Annotated in this window: 21 protein-coding genes; 12 read left to right on the top strand and 9 right to left on the bottom strand. The window is 67.5% G+C overall.

All coding sequences use genetic code 11. From position 1 onward, the window contains the following. Positions 1 to 6: 6 nt before the first annotated feature. A complete protein-coding gene (locus WG903_RS18995; RefSeq protein WP_340078144.1) occupies positions 7 to 1005 on the bottom strand; it encodes a bifunctional riboflavin kinase/FAD synthetase in 999 nt (332 codons plus the stop codon). A gap of 154 nt (positions 1006 to 1159) precedes the next feature. Here WG903_RS18995 and WG903_RS18990 point away from each other — a divergent pair, with 154 nt between their 5' ends. Further along, positions 1160 to 1717, top strand: a complete 558-nt coding sequence (locus WG903_RS18990) for an HNH endonuclease (RefSeq protein ID WP_340078143.1) — start codon at positions 1160 to 1162, stop codon at positions 1715 to 1717. A gap of 83 nt (positions 1718 to 1800) precedes the next feature. Then, positions 1801 to 3999 (top strand): DUF4214 domain-containing protein, encoded by a 2199-nt coding sequence (locus WG903_RS18985; protein WP_340078142.1) that lies wholly within the window; start codon positions 1801 to 1803, stop codon positions 3997 to 3999. Here the strand turns inward: WG903_RS18985 and WG903_RS18980 are convergent. Both WG903_RS18980 and WG903_RS18975 read right to left on the bottom strand, forming a co-directional pair. Further along, positions 3996 to 4439 carry an SRPBCC family protein gene (locus tag WG903_RS18980; protein ID WP_340078141.1) on the bottom strand — a complete coding sequence of 148 codons (444 nt, stop codon included), beginning with the start codon at positions 4437 to 4439 and terminating at the stop codon, positions 3996 to 3998. The two genes, WG903_RS18985 and WG903_RS18980, sit on opposite strands and share 4 nt — an antisense overlap. Before the next feature lie 71 nt (positions 4440 to 4510). Next, a complete protein-coding gene (locus WG903_RS18975) occupies positions 4511 to 5884 on the bottom strand; it encodes a twin-arginine translocation pathway signal (RefSeq protein WP_340078140.1) in 1374 nt (457 codons plus the stop codon). 89 nt (positions 5885 to 5973) lie between these two features. Between WG903_RS18975 and WG903_RS18970 the strand changes: the two genes are divergently transcribed. Together WG903_RS18970 and WG903_RS18965 are read left to right on the top strand one after the other, a co-directional pair. Then, a complete protein-coding gene (locus WG903_RS18970) occupies positions 5974 to 7914 on the top strand; it encodes a YHYH protein (RefSeq protein WP_340078139.1) in 1941 nt (646 codons plus the stop codon). A gap of 26 nt (positions 7915 to 7940) precedes the next feature. Continuing rightward, positions 7941 to 8411, top strand: a complete 471-nt coding sequence (locus WG903_RS18965) for a hypothetical protein (protein WP_340078138.1) — start codon at positions 7941 to 7943, stop codon at positions 8409 to 8411. A 3-nt stretch (positions 8412 to 8414) separates the two neighbouring features. On the opposite strand, the gene WG903_RS18960 is transcribed toward WG903_RS18965, so the two are convergent. After that, the gene (locus WG903_RS18960; RefSeq protein ID WP_340078137.1) at positions 8415 to 9524 is read right to left on the bottom strand and encodes an acyl-CoA dehydrogenase family protein; all 1110 of its coding nucleotides are present in this window, start codon (positions 9522 to 9524) and stop codon (positions 8415 to 8417) included. Between the two features lie 10 nt (positions 9525 to 9534). Then, entirely contained in the window at positions 9535 to 10713 is a 1179-nt protein-coding gene (locus WG903_RS18955; RefSeq protein ID WP_340078136.1) for an acyl-CoA dehydrogenase family protein, read from the bottom strand. 99 nt (positions 10714 to 10812) lie between these two features. On the opposite strand from WG903_RS18955, the gene purN reads away from it, so the two are divergent. From purN to WG903_RS18940, 3 genes are all read left to right on the top strand, one after another. Next, a complete protein-coding gene (purN, locus tag WG903_RS18950) occupies positions 10813 to 11394 on the top strand; it encodes a phosphoribosylglycinamide formyltransferase (protein ID WP_340078135.1) in 582 nt (193 codons plus the stop codon). Then, entirely contained in the window at positions 11394 to 12665 is a 1272-nt protein-coding gene (locus WG903_RS18945; protein WP_340078134.1) for an RsmB/NOP family class I SAM-dependent RNA methyltransferase, read from the top strand. The genes purN and WG903_RS18945 overlap by 1 nt, the downstream gene beginning before the upstream one ends. Positions 12666 to 12783: 118 nt before the next feature. Next, positions 12784 to 13998, top strand: a complete 1215-nt coding sequence (locus WG903_RS18940; protein ID WP_340078133.1) for a DesA family fatty acid desaturase — start codon at positions 12784 to 12786, stop codon at positions 13996 to 13998. An 87-nt stretch (positions 13999 to 14085) separates the two neighbouring features. Here the strand turns inward: WG903_RS18940 and rpmG are convergent, their stop codons facing one another. From rpmG to trxB, 3 genes are all read right to left on the bottom strand, one after another. Further along, entirely contained in the window at positions 14086 to 14256 is a 171-nt protein-coding gene (rpmG, locus tag WG903_RS18935; protein WP_055899695.1) for a 50S ribosomal protein L33, read from the bottom strand. Between the two features lie 12 nt (positions 14257 to 14268). Then, positions 14269 to 14502: a 50S ribosomal protein L28 gene (gene rpmB, locus WG903_RS18930; RefSeq protein WP_340078132.1), complete on the bottom strand. Its 234-nt coding sequence runs from the start codon at positions 14500 to 14502 to the stop codon at positions 14269 to 14271. 126 nt (positions 14503 to 14628) lie between these two features. Continuing rightward, positions 14629 to 15582: a thioredoxin-disulfide reductase gene (trxB, locus tag WG903_RS18925; RefSeq protein ID WP_340078131.1), complete on the bottom strand. Its 954-nt coding sequence runs from the start codon at positions 15580 to 15582 to the stop codon at positions 14629 to 14631. 153 nt (positions 15583 to 15735) lie between these two features. Between trxB and WG903_RS18920 the strand changes: the two genes are divergently transcribed. The 3 genes from WG903_RS18920 to lolA all read left to right on the top strand — a co-directional run bounded on the left by WG903_RS18920 (position 15736) and on the right by lolA (position 19453). Next, positions 15736 to 16410, top strand: coding sequence for a Crp/Fnr family transcriptional regulator (locus tag WG903_RS18920; RefSeq protein WP_340078130.1), 675 nt, complete (start codon positions 15736 to 15738; stop codon positions 16408 to 16410). A 13-nt stretch (positions 16411 to 16423) separates the two neighbouring features. Next, on the top strand, positions 16424 to 18745 hold the full coding sequence (locus WG903_RS18915) for a DNA translocase FtsK (RefSeq protein ID WP_340078129.1): 2322 nt from the start codon (positions 16424 to 16426) through the stop codon (positions 18743 to 18745). 75 nt (positions 18746 to 18820) lie between these two features. Beyond that, on the top strand, positions 18821 to 19453 hold the full coding sequence (gene lolA, locus WG903_RS18910; protein ID WP_340078128.1) for an outer membrane lipoprotein chaperone LolA: 633 nt from the start codon (positions 18821 to 18823) through the stop codon (positions 19451 to 19453). A 9-nt stretch (positions 19454 to 19462) separates the two neighbouring features. On the opposite strand, the gene WG903_RS18905 is transcribed toward lolA, so the two are convergent. After that, the gene (locus tag WG903_RS18905; protein ID WP_340078127.1) at positions 19463 to 19834 is read right to left on the bottom strand and encodes a hypothetical protein; all 372 of its coding nucleotides are present in this window, start codon (positions 19832 to 19834) and stop codon (positions 19463 to 19465) included. A 23-nt stretch (positions 19835 to 19857) separates the two neighbouring features. Here WG903_RS18905 and WG903_RS18900 point away from each other — a divergent pair, with 23 nt between their 5' ends. Both WG903_RS18900 and WG903_RS18895 read left to right on the top strand, forming a co-directional pair. After that, the gene (locus WG903_RS18900; protein WP_340078126.1) at positions 19858 to 21147 is read left to right on the top strand and encodes a replication-associated recombination protein A; all 1290 of its coding nucleotides are present in this window, start codon (positions 19858 to 19860) and stop codon (positions 21145 to 21147) included. Positions 21148 to 21319: 172 nt separating this feature from the next. After that, the gene (locus WG903_RS18895) at positions 21320 to 22249 is read left to right on the top strand and encodes a branched-chain amino acid ABC transporter permease (RefSeq protein ID WP_340078125.1); all 930 of its coding nucleotides are present in this window, start codon (positions 21320 to 21322) and stop codon (positions 22247 to 22249) included. Positions 22250 to 22255: the final 6 nt, after the last annotated feature.

The raw sequence follows: 22255 nt of genomic DNA, 5'->3' as shown, positions 1-22255 counted from the left end.
GCCGCCTTAAATTCGATCGCGCGTCGTCTGGCGGCGCGTGGACGCGAAGAACGCGCGCGCCTGCTCGCTGTCGCGGGCGATGCCTTGCTTCAGCGCATCGAGGCCGTCGTACTTGAGCTCGTCGTGGAGTTTGTTCAGGAGTTCCACGCGGATGATTTTACCGTAGCCCCCCTCGTCGCCGAGGTGCGCCGGCCACTCGAAGCAGTGCGTCTCCAGCAGCACGCGGCCGCCGTTGGCGTCCTGCGGGTCCAGCGAGGGCCGGATGCCGAGGTTGGCCACGCCTTCCAGCGGCGCGTCGCCCAGGCCGTGCACGCGCACGGCGAAGATGCCGCTGGCCGCCGGCTTCCAGTGCGAGAAGCGAAGGTTCACCGTCTTGAAGCCCAGCTCACGCCCCAGCTTGCGACCGTGCACCACGTGGCCGCTGATGCTGTAGGGCCGCCCCAGCAGCGCCGCCGTTGCGTCCATGTCGCCGCGGCCCAGGGCCTCGCGCACGGCCGAACTCGACACGCGCAGGCCGTGCACCTCGTAGCTGTTCATGCGCGCCACGTCGAAGCCCTTGGCGGCGCCGGCCGCATCGAGCATCGCGTAGTCGCCGGCCCGCTTGGCGCCGAAGCGGAAGTCGTCGCCGACCAGCACGTACTTCGCGCCCAGGCCCCGGACCAGCACGTTCTCGATGAAGGCCCCGGGAACCTGCGACGACAGCCGCGCGTCGAACGGGAGCACGACGGTCTGGTCGACGCCGCAGCGCGCGAGTTCCGTGAGCTTGTCGCGCAGCGTGGCGACGCGGGCGGGCGCGAGCTCCGGCTTGCGCGCCAGCGCCGCGAAGAAGTCGCGCGGGTGCGGCTCGAAGGTGAGCACGCAGCTGGGCACGCCGCGGTGCTTCGCCTCGTTGTTCAGCAGCGCCAGCATGGCCTGGTGCCCGCGGTGCACGCCGTCGAAGTTGCCGATCGTCACGGCGGCCGCGGGCGCGACGCCGGGATGGTGGAAGCCTCGGAAGATGTGCATGCGGCGGGCGGTGCCTTGATATCGTTTTGATAGCAGCTCGTGCCGATTGCGCAACGGCCCGCAGGCAGCCGTGAGCGACCGGTCACGAAATCAGGGTATATTGTGCTGTAGAGCGTTCCCGGATGTGTTCGATGCACCGAAAGGAGTCCGTGTCTTGAAGGTCTTGAAGTTGTCGGCCCAGGGGCTGCCCCAGTCGTGGATCTCGCTGGAGCAGGCCGTCCTGCACTATGCCGCCGATGAGGTGCGGTGGGAGGCGGGCCGCGAGATCGCGGTGTTCCGCGGCGGCCACAACGCCGTCACCGGACGCCAGTCGCTGATCGCCGTCAGCAGCATCATCGGCACGAAGGGCGTGCCCAACATCAACCCCTTCGACCTGAAGCCGGGCCTCACGAACAGCAAGCTCTTCGCGCGCGACCGCAACGTCTGCGCCTATTGCGGCAGCCACCACCACGAGGAAGAGCTGACCCGCGAGCACATCATCCCCTTCGCGCAGAACGGCAAGGACCACTGGATGAACGTGGTGACGGCCTGCCGGGCCTGCAACCACCGCAAGGGCAGCCGCACGCCCGAGCAGGCGCACATGTCGCTGGTGTACGCGCCTTATGTGCCCAGCCTGTGGGAGGACTTCATCCTGCGCAACCGCCGCATCCTGGCGGACCAGATGGAGTTCCTGATGGCGCACCTGCCGAAGAACTCCCGCCTGCACTCGTAGCGAGCTCGGCCCCTCCCGGGCGGGTCCCCTTGCGCCTGGGGCACCCCGGGCGTATCTTGCCCTCTCCTGCGAGGAGGGCGCGCATGAAACGCATCCCTGGATGGCTGGCACCGGTCGTGGTCCAGCTCGGCTTGCTGTCGGCGTGCGGCGGCGGCGAGCCACCTGCCGCCCCCAGTGCCGATGTGCGCATGGCTGCCACCGCGGCCATCCCGACCTTCAGCGGCAAGCGCAACAGCTACAACATCGAGCAGACGGCGTCGGGCTACACCGTGTCCCAGAAGGTGGGCAGCACGTCCACGCAGGTGCCCGCGGGCACGGCTTCGGTCGCCTTCTCCGACTACACGGTGAACCTGGGTGTCGGCGCCAACGCCGCGGCGCTTTCGCAGGCCGACCTGCAGTTGCTCGTGGAGCTCTACATCGCCTTCTTCAACCGCGTGCCCGATGCGGATGGCCTGTCGTACTGGATCGGCCAGTTCCGGGCCGGCCGCTCGATCGACACGATCGCCGACAACTTCTACGGCGCGGCGGTGCAATTTTCCTCCGTCACGGGCTACAGCGCCGGCATGTCCAACGCGGACTTCGTGCGCATCATCTACAAGAACGTGCTGGGGCGCACCGGCGCCTCGGCTCCGCCGGACGCCGACGTGAACTACTGGGCCAATCGCCTGGACACCCACACCGACACACGCGGCAGCCTGATCCGCGTCATGCTCGGTTCCGCGCATACCTTCAAGGGCGACGCGACCTGGGGCAAGGTGGCCAACCTCCTGGACAACAAGTTCGCGGTGGGCTTCTACTTCGCCGTGCAGCAGGGGCTGAACTACAACTCCTCCAGCGACAACATCACGCGCGGCGCCGCGATTGCCGCGGCGGTGACCGCCACCAGCACGACTTCCGCGCGCACCCTCGTGGGCGTGACCGACCCGTCGTTCGCGCTGCTGACGCTCGCCCCCGGCGCGCCGACGCTGGTCACGGCGACAGCGGGCGAGGGGAAGGCCACGGTCACCTTCGCCGCACCGGCCTTCGACGGCGGGTCTGCGGTGACCGGCTACTCCGCGTCGTGCACGGGCGGGGGCATCACGCGCACCGCGACGGGCACGACCAAGACGATCGTCGTGAGCGACCTCACCGGCGGCACGACCTACGCCTGCACCGCGGCGGCGAAGAATGCGATCGGGACCGGCGCCTCGTCTGCAGCCGTCAGCATCACGACGCCGGGGTCGAACGCGTCGGGCATCTACGGATTCCTCACGGATGGGGCCGTGATGGGCGTGCGCTTCGCTTGCGGTCCCTCCAACGTATCGGGAATGACCGACCTGACCGGCCGCTTCCAGTGCGACCCGGGCGACGCGACTGCCGCTTTTTCCATCGACGCGCGCAATGGGGCCATCAACCTGGGCTCGGCAAACCTGCCGCAAATGAATGGGTTGCCGCTGTTCGTCTCCGTGCTGGAGCTCAATGGCACCGCCGTGGGCCTGAAGACGGCGGAAATCCTCCATGCGCTGGACCACGGCACCGGGACGCACATGGACGTCAGCAGCATCGTCCTGCCCGCGGCAGTGATCCAGGAAGCCAACGCCTTCATCGCCAACCCGTATGCGCCGCCGGCCGGCTACGCCAATGACGACGTCTTCCTGGCGCACCTGCAGACCGAGGCTGCGCAGAGCAGCGGATGGACCTTCAGGAATGCCGCCAATCCCCTTGGCAACGGGCAGGCGTTCGTCCAGGACGTCGTGCTGCCGCACGTGGCCGACACCTTCGTCCGGGCGGCGGCCGAGCTGCCGCGACCGGTTGTCGGCGCGGGCGGGTCCACACGCCTGGCCGGCACGATCGGCGTGGGCGGGAGCGTGAGCACGAGCGTCGACGGGGCGAGCGTCAATGCGTCATGGCAGGGAGGCGGCGTGATCAACATGGTCGTGCAGGGCGACATCACGCAACCCGGGGCCCACGGCGTCAACTACTCGACCCCGGGCATGGTCGTCGGCATCAATGTCGTCGTGACGGTCCCCGGGTTCCCGACGCAGACCCAGCGAGCCGCAGTCAATACCCCGGGCCTGCAAGGCAACGGCACGATCACCGTGACGGCCGGATTCGGTGGCAACTCGCTGACGTTGCCGGTGAACGCGCCCTTGCCGGCTGGTTGCTCGGGAACGCAGCAGTTCACCGGCACCGACGTGGGCCTGTCCAATCCGATGATCACGATGTCGATGCCGATGACCTGCAGCATCGACGGTGTCACGGTGACGGTGACCGTGACCATGAAGCTCGTCGGCGCGCCCTAGCCGGGGATTTCCGCCTCGGCGAGCAGCTTGAGGAGCGTGAGCGATTCCTGCCACCCGAGGTAGCACGCCTCGGCAGGGATCACGTCCGGGATGCCTTCCTGGATGACGTGCATCTCGGTGCCGACCAGCACCTTCTTCAGCGTGACCGTGGTCGTCATCTCGCCGGGCAGGTTCGGGTCGTCGAACTTCGAGGTGTAGCGCAGCTTCTCGCCGGGTACGAGCTCCAGGTAGGTGCCGCCGAACGAGTGGCCGCGGCCCGAGGAGAAGTTCGTGAACGACATGCGCCACTGCCCGCCGACCTTCGCGTCCATCTGGTGGACGGTGCCGGTGAAGCCATGCGGCGGCAGCCACTTGCACATGGCGGCCGGGTCGGTGAACGCCTTGTAGAGGCGCTGCGGCGGCGCGGTGAAGACGCGGTGGAGCTTGACGGTGTTGGGCATGGTGGTGGTTCCTTTCGGCCAGAGGACGACCCTCTGCCTGCACGACGAACGAGGATGCCGGAAATCGACAATCAGTAGGTCAGCTCCAGCACGCTGACGTGGTTTTCGGCGGCGGGCCAGCTGCGGCCGACCACGCGCTCGCCGTTGAACTCGGCCACGACGGCCCGCGGGATCCCGGTGGGCTTGATGGTCGAGCTGGCGACGCCGGCGCCCATGACGGCGCCCGGCGGCGGCGTCTGGCCGTCGAAGGCCATCTTGTCGCGCACCGGGTCGAGGAAGCCGCGCGGGCGGTCCAGGATCACGATCGATGGGGCATTCTTGTCGACGTCGGCAATGCGACGCAGCCGCAGGTTGACGATGTCGCTCGAGCGCGGGAAAGGGCTGCGGTAGACGTGCAGCGTGGCATAGCCCGGCGCCGTGACCGCGAATTCGTAGCGTGCATCGGGTTGCGCCGTGAACGGGCCCCACGTGCCGTCGGCGCCGACCTGCTTCGAGTACACCGCGGCGCCCTTGCGTTCGCCGAGGATGGGATCGATCACGAACATCTCCAGCTTCGCACCGGGCACCGGCAGGTTGTTCTGCGAGTTCCCGGACGCCGGGTCCGTCGACGACACGCCCAGGCCGGTCACGCGGCCCCTGAGCACGACGGTGTTCTCGGGCACGGGCGCGGTGGTTTGCGGCGCCTTGCCGGTGATGAACTCGTACGCTGCCGCGAAAGCCTGCGGCGAGAAAGCGGTCTCGCGGTGGTCGATGCGCGGGATCACCACGTTCTTGGCGCCCTTGAGTTCGGGGCTCGCCGGCGTCACGCCGGTCGCGACACCGCGCTTGCCGACCCACAGCCCGTCGGGCTGTGCAAACTTGTCGTTGCTGTCCGAGCGGATCGTCATCCACTTCACCGGCCCGGAGACTTCGTCGCCAGCGGCGTTCTTCGGCTTGTTCAGGGCGGTGAGGAAGGGACCGTGCCCGGCAAACTCGCTCGAATCCGGCAGGCCGTCGATCGTCACGGCCCACACGCCGTGGTTCGGCGTGCCGCCCAGGATGGCATGGCTCACCGTGCGTTCGCCGCCGCCATTCTGGATGTAGTCGCGCACGGCGTTGCCCCCGCGCGAACTGGCGAACAGCACGACTTTCGGCGCGCCGGTGCGCGCCATGACCTTCTCCACCTCGGACTTCAGGTAGGCCATGTGTTCGCCCGTCGAACTGCGTCCCGGCTGCTCCTTCAAGTCGTCGTCACGCGCCAGCGGGTAGGGCATCTCGATGGCGTGCAGGCGCTCGCGCGGCCAGCCGTTGGATTCGAAGCGCCAGATCGTGGACTGCCATTGCGAAGCCTGGTCGCCGTGCCCGTGCACGAAGACGATGGGCGGGACCGCCTGCGGGGCGGGGGCGGTGGCGCACGCCGCGAGCAGGGCGGCGGCGAATGCAAGGAATAGCCGGCGGGATGTCATGGATGCTCCTCTGGGCGGGGTATTTCTCTCGGGAAGGAGTTGCAGCAGAATTCCTTCGGGCTTTGTACCAAAGTCTTGAGGAGAGGGACATGGATGCAATCCGCAGGAGCACGTTCATCGCGTGCCTGGCCCTGGCCGGGTGCGGCGGCGGCGACGGGCTCGTGGCGCAATCGCCCCGGGCGCCCTCGACGACACCCTTGAACGGCGTCGTCACCTTCTCGGGCAACCGCACGAATTACACGCTCACTCGCACCAGCGCCGGCTTCGTGGTGAAGGACAACGTCGGCACGGAGGGTACGAACACCATCACCGGTGCCAGCTCGCTGAATTTCACGGACTACAGCGTCAACCTGGCGATCGGCGACAAGTCGCAGACCCTTGCGACCGCCGACCTGCAGTTGCTGATCGAGCTGTACGTCGCCTTCTTCAACCGCGTGCCCGACGCCGACGGCCTGTCGTACTGGATCGACCAGTTCAAGGCGGGCATGTCCATCGACACCATCGCCGACAACTTCTACGGCGCGGCGGTGCAGTTCTCCTCGGTCACCGGCTACAGCGCCACGATGACCAACGCCGACTTCGTGCGGATCATCTACAGCAACGTGCTGGGCCGCTCGGGCGCGACCGCGCCGCCCGACGCCGACGTGAACTTCTGGGCCGGCGAGCTCGCCAACGGGAACGAGACACGCGGGAGCCTGATCCGACGCATGCTGGGCTCGGCGCACACCTTCAAGGGCGACGCAACCTGGGGCTGGGTCGCGAACCTGCTCGACAACAAGTACTCGGTGGGCCTGTACTTCGCCGTGCAGCAGGGCCTGAACTTCAACACCTCCAACGACAACATCACGCGCGGCGCGGCCATCGCCGCCGCGGTGACGTCGACCGACACCGCGGCGGCGAGGACGCTGGTCGGCGTGAACGACACGACGTTCACCACGTCGGTGTCGGTCCCCGGCGCGCCGACGATTGGCACGGCCACCGCGGGCGACGGCACGGCCAGCATCGCCTTCACGGCGCCGGCATCCGACGGCGGCGCGGCGATCACGGGCTACACGGTCACGTGCACCGGCGGCAGCGTCGCGCGCACGGGGACAGGCGCGGCGAGCCCGGTCGGCGTCCTGGGCATGACCAACGCCACGTCGTATTCCTGTTCGGTGAAGGCGACCAATTCGGCGGGGACGGGCGCCGCATCCGGCATCGTCAGCGTCACGCCGCTGGCCGCCAACTCCACGGCCGCGGTCTATTGCTCGTTCAGCCAGAGCGTCACCAACCCGACGATCCACATCACCAGCACGGTCAACATCACGTGTTCCGCCACCCTTCGCATGATCTCCGGCAACGGCGTGCCGGACCATGCGGTCGGCGCGTTCCCCAACGCCGGCAACCCGAACAGCATCGGCTCCGTGAACGTGCAGTACAGCCATACGCTGACGCCGGTCTCCAACGGCGCGGCGACGGTGATGCAGCACAAGATCGGCTACGCGAACAACAGCGTGCCGTTCGACCCCGCGACGGCCGAGAGCTACCAGAACGCCGGCGTGTGGCGGATCGAGGCACTGAACCAGACCTACTTCCCCTTCGGCGTGGACAGCAACAACGCGCACGTGCAGCCCGACGGCGCGTACCACTACCACGGCATGCCGGAGAACTACATCACGCGCCTGGGCAAGGGCACGTCGACGATGACGCTGGTGGGCTTCGCGGCGGACGGCTTCCCGATCTATGCGCGCTACGGCTTCCAGACGGCCACCAACGCGTCGAGCGGCGTGAAGGTCATGAGCTCCAGCTACCGCAAGAAGACCACGCCCAACCCGGGGCGGCCGTCCACCGCGATGGTGCCCATGGGCACGTTCACGCAGGACTACGAGTACGTGCTGGGGCTGGGCGACCTCGACCAGTGCAACGGGCGGTATGGCGTGACGCCGGAGTTCCCCAACGGCATCTACCACTACTACATCACCGACGGCTACCCCTACATCCAGCGCTGCGTGATGGGCACGCCCTCGTACAACGGCACGCTGCAGCCGTGAACAGGTTCTGGACTGTCCTGTTACTGATGCTGGCGCTGGCGCGCCCGGCGGCGGCGCACCTGATGCCCGCCGGGCAGGGGGCGGTGCGGCTGGTGGGCGACTCCGCGTACGTGGTGGTCGCCGTGCCCGTGGCGGCGCTCACCGGCTTCGACGACAACCGCGACGGCCGCATCGACGTCGCGGAAGTGAACCGGCATCGCACGGCGCTGAATTCGCAGGTGTCGCGCCTGCTGCAGTGGCGCGACGGCGAGGGCGCCGAAGGCAGGCTGCTGTTCGAGGACCTGTTGATCTCGCACGCCGACCTGCCGGGCTTCCAGGGCGCCGACCACGTCGTGGTGGTGCGCCGCTACCAGTGGGGCCGGCCCGTGCGCTCGCTGGCCGTGAAGGCCGGCGTCAAAGTGGCCCTGCGCTGCATCCGCGACGCGCAGACCGAGGCCACGACCTTCACGCGCGCGGGCGCCGAGCACACCTTCTTCGCGCAGCGGCCCGCGCCTTGACGTTCAGGCGAAGACGCCGGCGGTGTCTTGCATGCGCGCGGAAACCTCGCCCAGGTGGTGCAATGTGTCGCCGAAGGTCATCTCCAGCTGCGTGAGCTTCTTGAAGTAGTGGCTGCCCGCGTACTCGTCGGTGACGCCGATGCCGCCGTGCATCTGCACCGACTGCTGGCCGATGAAGCGCATGGAGACGCCCAGCTGGTACTTCGCGCGTGACAGCGCGCGGCGGCGCTCGTCGGCCGGGGCGTTGAGCTTCAGCGTCGCGTAGTAGCTCATGGAGCGCGCGAGCTCCTGCTGCATCTTCATGTCGGCGACGCGGTGGCGCAGCGCCTGGAAGGTGGCGAGCGTCACGCCGAACTGCTTGCGCGTGTTCAGGTACTCGACCGTCAGTTCCATGGTCTTGTCCATGGCGCCCACGCCTTCGGCGCAGGCGGCGGCGATGCCGACGTCGACCGCGTACTCCAGCGCGGCCAGGCCATCTTGCGTGACGAGCGTGGCCGCTGCGTCCTTCAGCTTCACCTCGCCGGCACGGCTGCCGTCCTGCGTGACGTAGCCGCGCGTGGCGGCCGCGCCCTTCTCGACGAGGAAGAGGGCGAGCTTGCCGTCGGCGACCGCGGGGACCAGGAAGGCATCGGCCTTGTCGGCGAACGGGACCACGCTCTTCTCGCCCGTGAGCCGCCAGCCGCTGCCCGCCTTCTCGGCGCGCGTCTCGCACACGTCGAGCTTCCAGCGTGCCTTGCGCTCGTGGTGCGCGAGCACGACGATGGCTTCGCCGCCGGCGATCTTCGGCAGCCACGCCGCCTTCACGTCCTGCGGCGCGTAGGCCTGCAGCGTCGCGCCGGCGATGAGCGCCTGGGCCACCGGCTCCATCACGATGCCGCGGCCGAGTTCTTCCATCACCACCATGCCTTCGACCGGGCCCATGGCCATGCCGCCGAAGTCGTCGGGGACATACAGGCCCGTCAGGCCCAGCTCGGCGAGCTGGCCGTACACGGCCTTGTCGAAGCCACCCGCGCGCACGATGCCGCGGCGCTTCTCGAAGTCGTAGCCGCGGTCCACCCACTTGCGCACGGCGTCACGCAGTTGCTGCTGTTCGTCGCTGAATTCGAAATCCATTTGCCTCTCCTCAGCCCAGCACCGTCTGCGCGACGATGTTGCGTTGCACTTCGTTCGAGCCGCCGTAGATGGTGGTCTTGCGCATGTTGAAGTAGGTGGCGGCCAGCGGCGCGGCGTGGGCCGCGCCCACGTACTCGCCCTGCCAGCCGGCTTCCATGGCTTCCTGGATGAAGGGCAGCGAGTACGGGCCCGCGGCGAGCATCATCAATTCGGAATAGCGCTGCTGGATCTCGCTGCCCTTGATCTTGAGCAGGCCCGCGATGTCCAGCGAGTTCTTGCCCGACTTCTCGGCGGACAGGACGCGCAGCACGAGCATCTCGAGGGCGACGATGTCGACTTCGAGCTTGGCGATCTCGTCGCGGAAGCGCGTGTCGTCGTACACGCCCTCGGCTTTCGCGATGCGCTTGACCCGCTCGAGTTCGCGCTTGGCGCGGTTCACGTCGGCGATGTTGGTGCGCTCGTGCGAGAGCAGGTGCTTGGCGTAGGTCCAGCCCTTGTTCTCCTCGCCGATGAGGTTCTCGGCGGGCACCTCGACGTTGTCGAAGAACACTTCGTTCACCTCATGCCCGCCGTCGAGCATGATGATCGGCCGTACCGTGACGCCGGGCGACTTCATGTCCACGAGCAGGAAGGAGATGCCCGTCTGCGGCTTGCCTTCGTTCGACGTGCGCACCAGGTTGAACATCCAGTCGCCGTGCTGCGCCAGCGTGGTCCAGGTCTTCTGGCCGTTGACGATGTACTTGTCGCCCTTGCGCTCGGCGCGCGTCTTGAGCGACGCCAGGTCGGAGCCCGAGCCGGGTTCGCTGTAGCCCTGGCTCCACCACACTTCGCCGCTGGCGATGCCGGGCAGAAAGCGCTTCTGCTGCTCGGGCGAACCGAAAGCCATGATCACGGGCGCGACCATCACGGGGCCGAACGGCACCACGCGCGGCGCACCGGCCAGCGCCAGTTCTTCCTCGAACAGGTGCTTCTGGATCGCGGTCCAGCCGGGGCCGCCGAATTCCTTGGGCCAGCCGTAGCCCAGCCAGCCTTTCTTGCCGAGGATCTTCGCCCAGCGCTGGTGATCGTCGCGCGTCAGGTGCAGCGCGTTGTGCACCTTGTGCGAGATGTCCTTGGGCAAGGCGTCGCGCACCCAGGCGCGGATCTCCTCGCGGAATTTCTGTTCTTCGGGGGTGAATGCCAGGTCCATGGCGGATGTCTCCAGTGGTCGGGCGAATTATTAGCACGGTCGTGCTATTGCCGGTGTCCGGGCCGTGACAAGTGCGCGCCACGGATAATCCCGGCCTCGATGAAGAACATTGTGATCCTCATTTCGGGCGGTGGCTCGAACATGGCGGCCATCGTCCGCGCGGCCCAGCAGGGCAACTGGCGCAAGACCCTGGATGCGCAGGTGGCCGCGGTGGTCAGCAACCGGCCCGACGCCGGCGGCCTGGCGGTCGCGCGCGACAACGGCATCGCCACCGAAGTGGTCGACCACAAGCAATTCGAATCGCGCGAGGCTTTCGATGCGCAGCTGGCCTTGCGCATCGACGCGCACCGGCCGTCGCTGGTGGTGCTGGCGGGCTTCATGCGCATCCTCACGCCCGCGTTCGTCGATCGCTACCGCGGCCGGCTCATCAATATCCACCCGTCGCTGCTGCCCGCGTTCCCGGGCCTGCACACCCACCAGCGCGCGATCGAGGCGGGCTGCCGGTTCGCCGGCGCAACCATCCACCAGGTCACGCAGGACCTGGACTTCGGGCCCATCCTCGACCAGGCGGCGGTGCCGGTGCTGCCCGGCGACACGCCGCAGGCGCTGGCCGCGCGCGTGCTCACGCAGGAACACATCCTCTACCCGCGCGCCATCGCGCAGCTGCTGCCCACGCTCTGATGCATCCGAAAGCCTTGCTGGATGCGTCCGCCGAACTGGTGGGCCGCGTCCTGAAATTCGACCATCCCGCCGATGCGGTCGTGTCGCGCTACTTCCGCGACAACCGCTCGCTCGGGCCGCGCGAACGCGCCACGCTTGCCGAGACCGTCTACACGGTGCTGCGCAAGAAGCTTCTGTTCGACCATTTCGCGCCTTCGGGCATGGGCCCGCGCGAGCGGCGCATGGCGATCCTCGGATTCCACGGCGACCGCGACTTCCTCAAGTCGGCGCTGTCGCCGCAGGAGCGCGAATGGATCGACCAGTGCGACGCGATCGACACGAAGGACCTGCTGGAGCGCCATCGCCACAACCTGCCGGAGTGGCTGGTGGCGCCCCTGAAGCAGCAGGTGGGTGACGGCTTCTGGGCGCTGGTCGAGGCGCTGAACGAGCCGGCGCCGCTGGACCTGCGCGTGAACGCGCTCACCGACAAGCGCGAGGACGTGCAGAAGGAGCTGAAGCTGGCCGGCCTGCAGGCGCAGGCCACGCCGTATTCGCCCTGGGGCCTGCGGCTGGAGGGCAAGCCGGCGGTCAACAAGCTCGACGCGTTCGCGCGCGGCGCGATCGAGGTGCAGGACGAGGGCTCCCAGCTGCTGGCCTTGCTGCTCGACGCGAAGCGCGGCGAGATGGTGGTCGACTTCTGCGCGGGCGCGGGCGGCAAGACGCTGGCGATCGGCGCTTCGATGCGCAACACCGGCCGCCTGTATGCCTTCGACACCTCGGCGCACCGGCTCGACGCGCTCAAGCCGCGGCTCGCGCGCAGCAAGCTGTCCAACGTCTACCCCGCCGCCATCGCCAACGAACGCGACGAGCGCGTCAAGCGCCTGGCCGGGAAGATTGACCGCGTCATCGTGGATGCCCCGTGCTCGGGGCTGGGCACGCTGCGCCGCAATCCCGACCTGAAATGGCGCCAGTCGCCCCAGTCGGTGGAGGAGATGACGGTGAAACAGGCCGCGATCCTGCAAAGCGCCGCCCGCCTGCTCAAGCCGGGCGGCCGCCTGCTCTATGCCACCTGCAGCGTCCTGCCGCAGGAAAACGAGGCCATCGCCGAGGCCTTCACCGGGGCAAATAGGGAGTTCAGCCCACTCGCGGCAGGCGAAGTCCTGTCCAATCTGAAGGTCGCGCAGGGGTCGTCGCTCACTTCGGGCGGTGGGGATGGCCAGCAATATTTACGGCTTTGGCCGCACACCCGTGGCACGGACGGGTTCTTCGCCGCCCTCTGGGTGAAAAATTGACGAGCGACAACCATTTGATTACCTGCCCGCGAAATAGGGCTTGCAAATGGACCCCCCGGCTTAAAATGACCGGCTGAGCGCTGCCCGGCGCTTGCAATACCGACAAAGAGAGACACCCTTGATGCTTCCCGACTGGCCTGTCCTGGCCGCCGCGATCGACTGGCTCGGCAATGGCCTGTGGAACCTGACTTGGTGGCAGGTCGTGCTGTACACGCTGGCCACCACGCACATCACGATCGCCGCCGTGACGATCTTCCTGCACCGTGCGCAGGCGCACCGCGCGATGGACCTCGGGCCCATCCCGTCGCATTTCTTCCGCTTCTGGCTCTGGCTGGGCACCGGCATGGTGACCAAGGAGTGGGTCTCCATCCACCGCAAGCACCACGCCAAGTGCGAGACGGAGGAAGACCCCCACAGCCCGCAGACGCGCGGCATCGAAACCGTGCTGTGGCGCGGCGCCGAGCTGTACCGCGACGAGGCCAAGAACCCCGAGACCATGGCCAAGTTCGGCCACGGCACCCCCAACGACTGGCTCGAGCGCAACCTGTACTCGCGCTACAGCTGGCAGGGCGTGGGCCTGATGCTGCTGCTGGACCTGGCGCTGTTCGGCGGCGTCGGCGCGGCCGTGTGGGCCGTGCAGATGCTGTGGATCCCGATCACGGCCGCCGGCGTCATCAACGGCATCGGCCACTACTGGGGCTACCGCAACTTCGAGGCGCCGGACGCGTCCACGAACATCTCGCCCTGGGGCATCCTGATCGGCGGCGAGGAGCTGCACAACAACCACCACACCTACCCGACGAGCGCCAAGTTCTCGGTCAAGAGCTACGAGTTCGACCTGGGCTGGGTCTACATCCGCGCGATGGAAAAGCTCGGCTGGGCCAAGGTCAAGAAGGTGCCGCCGAAGCTGCAGCTGGGAGAGATCAAGCCGGTGGCCGACGAGAAGACGCTCGAGGCCCTGATCGCCAACCGCTACGAGGTGATGGCCGCCTATGCCCGCGAAATGAAGCGTGCGTGCAAGGCCGAGATCGCCGCGCTGAAGGCCAGGCGTGCCGATTCCTCCGGGCTCAAGTCGGTCCGGCGCTGGATGCACCGCGACGAGGACCGCGTGCCGGCCTCGGCCCGCCCGCAGATCCAGCAGGCCCGCGCCGCCCACCCGGCGCTGGACAAGATGCTCGCCATGCGCGAAGAGCTGCGCCAGATGTGGCTGAACACCTCGCAGTCGCGCGAGCAGCTGGCCGTCGACCTGCAGGCCTGGTGCCGCCGCGCCGAGGACAGCGGCGTGTCGCACCTGCAGCAGTTCTCGATGAAGCTGCGCATGGCGCACGCCTGACGAGAGCTGGCACAAAGAAAAAGCCCCGCGATGCGGGGCTTTTTTCTGGATCCCGGCCTGCGCCGGGATGACACGGCTATCGCCGTGTCACTTCAGCTTGGTCTCTTTGTACTCGACGTGCTTGCGGGCCTTCGGGTCGAACTTCATGATCGACATCTTCTCGGGCATCGTCTTTTTGTTCTTGCTCGTCGTGTAGAAATGGCCGGTGCCCGCCGTGGACTCCAGCTTGATCTTCTCGCGTCCGCCTTTGCTTGCCATGTCGGTGCTCCTTTAGGCCTGGCCGCGGGCACGCATGTCCGCCAGCACGCTGTCGATGCCGTTCTTGTCGATGAGGCGCAGCGCGGCGCTCGAAACACGCAGGCGAACCCAGCGGTTTTCGGTCTCGACCCAGAAACGGCGGTATTGCAGGTTCGGCAGGAACCGGCGCTTGGTCTTGTTGTTGGCGTGGGAGACGTTGTTCCCCACCATCGGGCCCTTGCCCGTCACTTCACATACGCGTGCCATGAAGCACTCTGCTTTCTTTTCAACGGCCGCCCGTGACCGGGAAGCCTCACCTCGCCAGGAAGGGTGGCGGTAACCCATGAAGGCCGGGTTGAATCCGGCCGAGCCCGCGATTATAGCAAGCCGGGCTCAGCCCTGCTGTTCCAGGAACCGCTGGGCGTCCAGGGCGGCCATGCAGCCCGTCCCCGCGCTGGTGATGGCCTGGCGGTACACATGGTCCTGCACGTCGCCCGCGGCGAAGACGCCCGGCACGCTGGTCATCGTCGCCATGCCCGAAAGGCCGGACTTCGTGATGATGTAGCCGTCCTTCATCTCCAGCTGGCCCTTGAAGATGTCGGTGTTGGGCGAGTGGCCGATGGCGATGAAGCAGCCTTGCAGCTGCAGGTCCTCGGTGGTGCCCGTGTTCGCGTCCTTCAGCCGGATGCCGGTCACGCCGGTCTTGTCGCCCAGCACCTCGTCGAGCGTCTTGAAGAGCTTGAGCTCGATCTTGCCTTCCTTGACCTTGTCCATCACCTTGTCGATGAGGATCGGCTCGGCGCGGAACTTGTCGCGCCGGTGCACGAGGTACACCTTGCTCGCGATGTTCGACAGGTACAGCGCCTCTTCGACGGCGGTGTTGCCGCCGCCGATCACGCAGGTGACCTGGCCGCGGTAGAAGAAGCCGTCGCAGGTGGCGCAGCCGGACACGCCCTTGCCCATGAAGGCTTGTTCCGAAGGCAGGCCGAGGTACTTGGCCGATGCGCCGGTCGCGATGATGAGGGAGTCGCAGGTGTATTCCCCGCTGTCGCCCTTGAGGGTGAACGGGCGCTTCGAGAAATCGACCGCGTTGATGTGGTCGAAGACGATCTGCGTCTTGAAGCGCTCGGCGTGTTCGAGGAAGCGCTGCATCAGCTCGGGGCCCTGCACGCCCATCGCGTCCGCGGGCCAGTTGTCGACGTCGGTGGTCGTCATGAGTTGGCCGCCCTGGGCGATGCCGGTGACGAGCATCGGGCTGAGGTTGGCGCGCGCAGCGTAGACCGCCGCGGTGTAGCCGGCGGGGCCGGAACCGAGGATCAGGACTTTGGCGTGTTGGGTGCTTGGCATCGTGAAAAACCTGTGTGATAAACAGCACGGACCGTGTAAAGTCGGGCCGCCGTTGCAAGTATCAACCCCGCAGTCGGGCGGAGCGCCTTGCACGTTTCAATCGCTGCGATTGTAAGAAGCCATCAGTAGTCCTCGCAGAAGGGATGTCTTGAGATGTCGATGCTGTCCAATCTGGAACTGATTCGCCGGGTCCCGCTGTTCGCCTTGCTGACAGCGAACCAGGCGGAAGCGGTCGCGGATGCAGTCGTCAAGCGCCGCTTCAAGCGCGGCGAGATCATCGTCGAGCAGGGCGAGAAGTCCAACACGCTCTTCATCATCCTCACCGGCCGGGTGCGCGTGGTCACCTCCGACAAGCGCGGCCGCGAGGTCATCCTGGCCACGCTCAACCCCGGCGACTACATCGGCGAGATGAGCCTCATCGACAACGAGCCCCATTCGGCCACCGTGCGCGCCGAGGTGCAGACGGACATGCTGGCCCTGGGCCGCGCGGAGTTCGCGCGCTGCCTGCCCGAGAACAGCTCGATGGCCTACGCGATCATGAAGGGGCTGGTGCAGCGCCTGCGCCAGGCCGACCGCAAGATCGAATCGCTGGCGCTGATGGACGTGTACGGCCGCGTCGCCCGCGCCCTGCTGGAGTTCGCGTCGCCCGACAAGGACGGCCAGCCGACGATCCGCGAGCGCATTTCCCGCCAGGACATCGCCAAGATGGTCGGCGCGTCGCGCGAAATGGTCAGCCGCGTCATGAAGGACCTGGAAGACCGTGGCTTCATCGAGACACGGGAAGACGGTTCGATGTTGATCAAGGATCGGCTGACCACGCTCGGATAGACAATCCGGGTTGATGACCTATTCGCTGAACACTCTCTCCGGCGCGGGCGGGATGCCCGCAGCGAACAAGGGCGGGGTGGGGCGCTTCGCCCACGAGATTGCCCTGGTCCTGGGCCTCGTCGCCATCGTCTTCTGGTTCCTGGCGCTCCTGAGCTACTCGGCACAGGACGCCGCCTTTTCCACGTCGGGCGCGGGCGGGCCCGCACGCAATTGGGGCGGGCGGCTGGGCGCCTGGGTCGCCGACGCCAGCTATTTCCTGCTCGGCTTTTCCGCCTGGTGGTGCCTGGCCGCGGCGTTGCGCGCGTGGCTGTCCACGCTGGCGCGCTGGATGCGCGGTGAAGAGCGCGTCGCCAAGGGGTGGACCCGCACGCGCGTCGCTTTCTGGGTGGGCCTGGCGGTGCTGCTGTGCGCCAGCACGGCGCTCGAATGGTCGCGCCTGTACCGCTTCGAAGCCCGGTTGCCGGACCACGCGGGCGGCGCGCTCGGATGGGTCGTCGGCCCCGCCGGCGTGAAGTGGCTGGGATTCGCCGGCTCGGGGCTCGTGTTCGTCGCGCTGGCCGTTCTGGGCATGGCGGTGGTCTTCCGCTTTTCGTGGAGCACGGTGGCCGAGGCCATCGGCGCCCGCATCGACGGCTTCATCGAGGCGCGGCGCGAAAAGCGCGAACGGGCGCAGGACATCGCCTTCGGCCAGGCCGCCGCGCGCGAGCGCGAGGAAGTCGTCGAAGTCGAGCGCACGGAGATCGCCGAGCATCACCCGGCGCCGGTGTTGATCGAACCGGTCGTCGTCGACGTGCCGCGCAGCGAGCGCGTGGCGAAGGAGCGGCAAAAGCCGCTGTTCTCGGACCTTCCGGACTCCAAGCTGCCGCAGGTGGACCTGCTGGACAACGCGGCGTCGCGCCAGGAAACCGTGGCGTCCGAAACGCTGGAGATGACCTCGCGCCTGATCGAGAAGAAGCTCAAGGACTTCGGCGTGGACGTGCGCGTGGTGCTGGCGCAGCCCGGCCCCGTGATCACGCGTTACGAGATCGAACCCGCGACGGGCGTGAAGGGCTCGCAGATCGTCAACCTCGCGAAGGACCTGGCGCGCTCGCTGTCGCTGGTGTCCATCCGCGTGATCGAGACCATCCCCGGCAAGAACTACATGGCGCTGGAACTGCCCAACGCCAAGCGCCAGTCGATCAAGCTGTCGGAGATCCTCGGCTCGCAGGTCTACAACGAAGCGCGCTCCATGCTCACCATGGGCCTGGGCAAGGACATCGTCGGCAACCCGGTGGTGGCGGACCTCGCGAAGATGCCGCACGTGCTCGTCGCGGGCACGACCGGCGCCGGCAAGTCGGTAGGCATCAACGCGATGATCCTGTCGCTGCTGTACAAGGCCGAGGCGCGCGACGTGCGCCTGCTGATGATCGACCCCAAGATGCTGGAGATGTCGGTCTACGAAGGCATCCCGCACCTGCTGGCGCCCGTGGTCACCGACATGCGGCAGGCCGCGCACGGCCTGAACTGGTGCGTCGGCGAGATGGAGCGGCGCTACAAGCTCATGTCGAAGCTCGGCGTGCGCAACCTGGCCGGCTACAACAGCAAGATCGACGACGCCAAGGCCAAGGGGCAATCGATCCCGAACCCGTTCAGCCTCACGCCCGAGGAGCCCGAGCCGCTCGAGCGCCTGCCGCACATCGTCGTCGTCATCGACGAACTCGCCGACCTGATGATGGTGGTGGGCAAGAAGATCGAGGAGCTGATCGCGCGCCTGGCGCAGAAGGCGCGCGCGGCCGGCATCCACCTGATCCTCGCGACGCAGCGCCCCAGCGTCGACGTGATCACGGGCCTGATCAAGGCCAACATCCCCACGCGCATCGCGTTCCAGGTGTCGAGCAAGATCGACAGCCGCACCATCCTCGACCAGATGGGCGCCGAGGCGCTGCTCGGCATGGGCGACATGTTGTACCTGCCCGCGGGCACCGGTTTCCCGGTGCGGGTGCACGGCGCGTTCGTCAGCGACGAGGAAGTGCACCGCGTCGTCGGCTACCTCAAGTCGCAGGGCGAGCCGAACTACATCGAGGGCGTGCTCGAGGGCGGCACCGTCGACGACGACGGCGACCTGCTGGGCGGCGAAGGCGGCGCGACCGGCGAGAAGGACCCGATGTACGACCAGGCCGTGGAAGTGGTGCTGAAGAACCGCAAGGCCAGCATCTCGCTGGTGCAGCGCCACCTGAAGATCGGCTACAACCGCGCGGCGCGCCTCGTCGAGGACATGGAGAAGGCGGGGCTCGTGAGCGCGATGAGCACCAGCGGCCAGCGCGAGATCCTCGCGCCGAACCGCCACGCCGAGTAACAAGCGCTCACGGCTGAATCGATCCGTCGGCCTGCGCTGACGCGGCCTTCACATGGCTGAGGAGACAATGGCGCCATGAAAACGAAGATCCTTGCCGCCGTCCTCGCGCTGGCCGCCTGCGCCGCGCACGCCAGCGGCCTCGACGCGCTCGAAGCCTTCATCAAGAACGCCAAGACCGGCCGCGCCACCTTCACGCAAGTGGTGACCGGCCCCCAGCGCGAGGGCCAGCCCGCCCGCACGCGCAATTCCACGGGCAGCTTCGAATTCGCGCGCCCCAACAAATTCCGCTTCGACTACAAGAAGCCTTTCGAGCAGGTGATCGTGGCCGACGGCCAGACGCTGTGGCTGCACGACGTCGACCTGAACCAGGTGACCGCACGCAAGCAGGACGCGGTGCTGGGCTCCACGCCGGCGGCGCTCATCGCCTCCGCGCCCGACCTCGCGACGCTGAAGAAGGACTTCGACCTGCAGGCCGCGCCCGACAAGGACGGCCTGCAATGGGTGCAGGCCACGCCGAAGAACAAGGAAGGCCAGCTGCGCGCGATGGCGCTGGGCTTTCGCGGCAACGAGCTGGCCAGGCTGGAGATCACCGACGGCTTCGGCCAGCGCTCGCAGATCACCTTCGACAAGATGGAGCTGAACGCGCAGGTACCCGCCGAGCGCTTCCAGTTCAAGCCGCCACAGGGCGCGGCCGTCGTCAAGCAATGAGGCGCGGCGTCAGATCTCGCGCGCGACGCGCTCGAGGTCCTTCCTCTCGATGAATTCGTCCATGCGCGACACGAGGCGCCACCACTCGCTGCCGTCGTCGCGGTAGATGCGCATCGCGCCGGCGCGCACCAGGATCTTGCGCAGCTCGTCGTCCTCGAAGCCGCCCAGGTGGCGCTGCAGGGTTTCGAACGAGCGGTCGGTGAAGCCCTTGTGCGACAGCAGGGCCCGCGCCGTTTCCTCGGCCATGAACTCGGTGCGGTGCTGCTCGCGCGCGAGCTTCAGCTGGTTGTCGAACTGTTGGCGGTTGAGCAGCCAGCTCATGCCGCCGCCAACGAGCGCGCCGGCGAGGGCCGAGAGCGCGGACCAGACCTGGGATTCCATGGGCCGGGACTATATTCGAGGCCGTGGCCAAAGCCATCCCCGTCCCCCTTGCCGAACGCCTGCGGCCCAAGTCGCTGGGCGAAGTGATCGGCCAGCAGCACCTGCTGGGTGAAGGCAAGCCGCTTCGCATCGCCTTCGAATCAGGCCGGCCCCACAGCTGCATCCTGTGGGGGCCGCCGGGCACGGGCAAGACCACCATCGCCCGCCTGATGGCCGATGCGTTCGATGCGCAGTTCATCCAGATCAGCGCCGTGCTGGGCGGCGTGAAGGACATCCGCGATGCGGTGGAGGCCGCCACGCGCGCACGCGACGGCCTGCAGCAGCAAAGCACCATCGTCTTCGTCGACGAGGTGCACCGCTTCAACAAGAGCCAGCAGGACGCGTTCCTGCCGCACGTCGAGTCGGGCCTGTTCACCTTCATCGGCGCGACCACGGAGAACCCCTCGTTCGAGGTGAACTCGGCGCTGCTGTCGCGCGCCGTGGTCTACGTGCTGCAGCCGCTCACCGAAGACGACCTGAAGCAGATCGTCGGCAAGGCGCAAGCCCTCGCCGCCGTGCCGCCGGTGGAACAGGCGGCGCTGGACCGGCTCGTGGCTTATGCCGACGGCGATGCCCGGCGCCTCCTGAACACGCTGGAGACGCTGGACGTCGCCGCGAAGAAGGAGAAGGTCGGCGAGATCACCGACGAGTGGCTGCTGAAGGTGCTGGGCGAGCGCATGCGCCGCTACGACAAGGGCGGCGAGCAGTTCTACGACACGATCAGCGCGCTGCACAAGTCGGTGCGCGGCTCCGACCCCGACGCGTCGCTCTACTGGCTGATGCGCATGCTCGACGGTGGCGCCGACCCGCGCTACATGGCGCGGCGCATGGTGCGCATGGCGGCCGAGGACATCGGCCTGGCCGACCCGCGCGCGCTGCGCCTGGCCCTCGACGCCGCGGAGGTGTACGAGCGCCTGGGCTCGCCCGAGGGCGAACTGGCGCTGGCCGAATGCGTCATTTATCTGGCGATGGCGCCCAAGTCCAATGCCGTCTATGTGGCATTCAATGAAGCAAAAGCATGGATTCGCGAAGACGGCACGCGCCCGGTGCCGCTACATTTGCGCAACGCGCCGACGCGCCTGATGAAGGACCTCGACTACGGCAAGGGCTATCGCTATGCCCACGACGAGGAAGGCGGGTACGCGGCGGGCGAGAAGTACTTCCCCGACGCGATGGAGCCGCAGCAGTTCTACCGGCCCGTGGAACGGGGTCTCGAGATGCGCATCGCGGAACGCCTGCGTGAGCTGAGGAAGCGCGACGATCAGGAACGCTGATAGGCGTTGAAAGAAGGCTGGAACGCCCGCGTATCGAGGGAAAACCCGGGACGGCGGGACGGCGGGCCGTCAGGAGCGCTGGCTACAATCCCGCGCAATCGAACCCGCCCCAGCGCCCGCTGGCGGGTTTTTTGCTAATTAGCGACGACGTACAACAGGCGGAGAAACCCAAATGGATGTCTTGCTCCAGCAGATCATCAACGGTCTGGTGCTCGGAAGCATGTACGCCCTCGTGGCCCTGGGCTACACGATGGTGTACGGCATCATCAACCTGATCAACTTCGCGCATGGCGAAGTGCTGATGGTCGGCGCGGTGACCAGCTGGTCGATCATCGTCACCGCGCAGGAGTCCATGCCCGGCATTCCCGGCTGGCTGCTGCTGGCGGTGGCCCTCATCATCTCCTGCGTGGTCGCGGCGGCGCTCAACTTCGTGATCGAGAAGGTGGCTTACCGGCCGCTGCGCAACAGCCCCAAGCTCGCGCCGCTGATCACCGCCATCGGCATGTCGATCCTGCTGCAGACGCTGGCGATGATCATCTGGAAGCCGAACTACAAGTCCTACCCCAACCTGCTGCCCGGCGGCCCGTACGAGTTCGGCGGCGCGGTGGTGACGACGACGCAGATCATGGCGCTGGTGCTCACGGTGGTGTCGCTGGCGGTGCTGACCTACGTGGTGAACTTCACCCGCCTGGGCCGCGCGATGCGCGCCACCGCCGAGAACCCTCGCGTCGCCGCGCTCATGGGCGTCAAGCCCGACATGGTGATCTCGGCCACCTTCATCATCGGCGCGATCCTCGCGACCATTGCCGGCATCATGTGGGCCTCGAACTACGGCACGGTCCAGCACACCATGGGCTTCCTGCCTGGCCTGAAGGCCTTCACCGCCGCGGTGTTCGGCGGCATCGGCAACCTCGCGGGCGCCGTGGTGGGCGGCGTGCTGCTCGGCCTCATCGAGTCGATCGGCTCGGGCTACATCGGCGCGCTGACCGGCGGCGTGCTCGGCAGCCACTACTCGGACATCTTCGCGTTCATCGTGCTCATCGGCGTGCTCACGCTGCGGCCTTCCGGCCTGCTGGGCGAACGCGTCGCGGACCGCGCCTGAGGAGGA

The organism is Ramlibacter sp. PS4R-6 (genome assembly GCF_037572775.1).
Taxonomy (GTDB): domain Bacteria; phylum Pseudomonadota; class Gammaproteobacteria; order Burkholderiales; family Burkholderiaceae_C; genus Ramlibacter.
This window is presented reverse-complemented; position numbering and strand designations above follow the sequence as displayed.

Excerpts from the sequence above, each read along its gene's own strand:
- WG903_RS18985 (WP_340078142.1), top strand. The coding sequence starts at position 1,801 with ATGAAACGCATCCCTGGATGGCTGGCACCGGTCGTGGTCCAGCTCGGC.
- WG903_RS18915 (WP_340078129.1), top strand. The coding sequence starts at position 16,424 with ATGACCTATTCGCTGAACACTCTCTCCGGCGCGGGCGGGATGCCCGCA.
- WG903_RS18965 (WP_340078138.1), top strand. The coding sequence starts at position 7,941 with ATGCTGGCGCTGGCGCGCCCGGCGGCGGCGCACCTGATGCCCGCCGGG.
- WG903_RS18945 (WP_340078134.1), top strand. The coding sequence starts at position 11,394 with ATGCATCCGAAAGCCTTGCTGGATGCGTCCGCCGAACTGGTGGGCCGC.
- purN (WP_340078135.1), top strand. The coding sequence starts at position 10,813 with ATGAAGAACATTGTGATCCTCATTTCGGGCGGTGGCTCGAACATGGCG.
- WG903_RS18905 (WP_340078127.1), bottom strand. The coding sequence starts at position 19,834 with ATGGAATCCCAGGTCTGGTCCGCGCTCTCGGCCCTCGCCGGCGCGCTC.
- rpmB (WP_340078132.1), bottom strand. The coding sequence starts at position 14,502 with ATGGCACGCGTATGTGAAGTGACGGGCAAGGGCCCGATGGTGGGGAAC.
- WG903_RS18895 (WP_340078125.1), top strand. The coding sequence starts at position 21,320 with ATGGATGTCTTGCTCCAGCAGATCATCAACGGTCTGGTGCTCGGAAGC.
- WG903_RS18995 (WP_340078144.1), bottom strand. The coding sequence starts at position 1,005 with ATGCACATCTTCCGAGGCTTCCACCATCCCGGCGTCGCGCCCGCGGCC.
- WG903_RS18975 (WP_340078140.1), bottom strand. The coding sequence starts at position 5,884 with ATGACATCCCGCCGGCTATTCCTTGCATTCGCCGCCGCCCTGCTCGCG.
- WG903_RS18955 (WP_340078136.1), bottom strand. The coding sequence starts at position 10,713 with ATGGACCTGGCATTCACCCCCGAAGAACAGAAATTCCGCGAGGAGATC.
- lolA (WP_340078128.1), top strand. The coding sequence starts at position 18,821 with ATGAAAACGAAGATCCTTGCCGCCGTCCTCGCGCTGGCCGCCTGCGCC.
- trxB (WP_340078131.1), bottom strand. The coding sequence starts at position 15,582 with ATGCCAAGCACCCAACACGCCAAAGTCCTGATCCTCGGTTCCGGCCCC.
- WG903_RS18920 (WP_340078130.1), top strand. The coding sequence starts at position 15,736 with ATGTCGATGCTGTCCAATCTGGAACTGATTCGCCGGGTCCCGCTGTTC.
- WG903_RS18960 (WP_340078137.1), bottom strand. The coding sequence starts at position 9,524 with ATGGATTTCGAATTCAGCGACGAACAGCAGCAACTGCGTGACGCCGTG.
- rpmG (WP_055899695.1), bottom strand. The coding sequence starts at position 14,256 with ATGGCAAGCAAAGGCGGACGCGAGAAGATCAAGCTGGAGTCCACGGCG.
- WG903_RS18980 (WP_340078141.1), bottom strand. The coding sequence starts at position 4,439 with ATGCCCAACACCGTCAAGCTCCACCGCGTCTTCACCGCGCCGCCGCAG.
- WG903_RS18970 (WP_340078139.1), top strand. The coding sequence starts at position 5,974 with ATGGATGCAATCCGCAGGAGCACGTTCATCGCGTGCCTGGCCCTGGCC.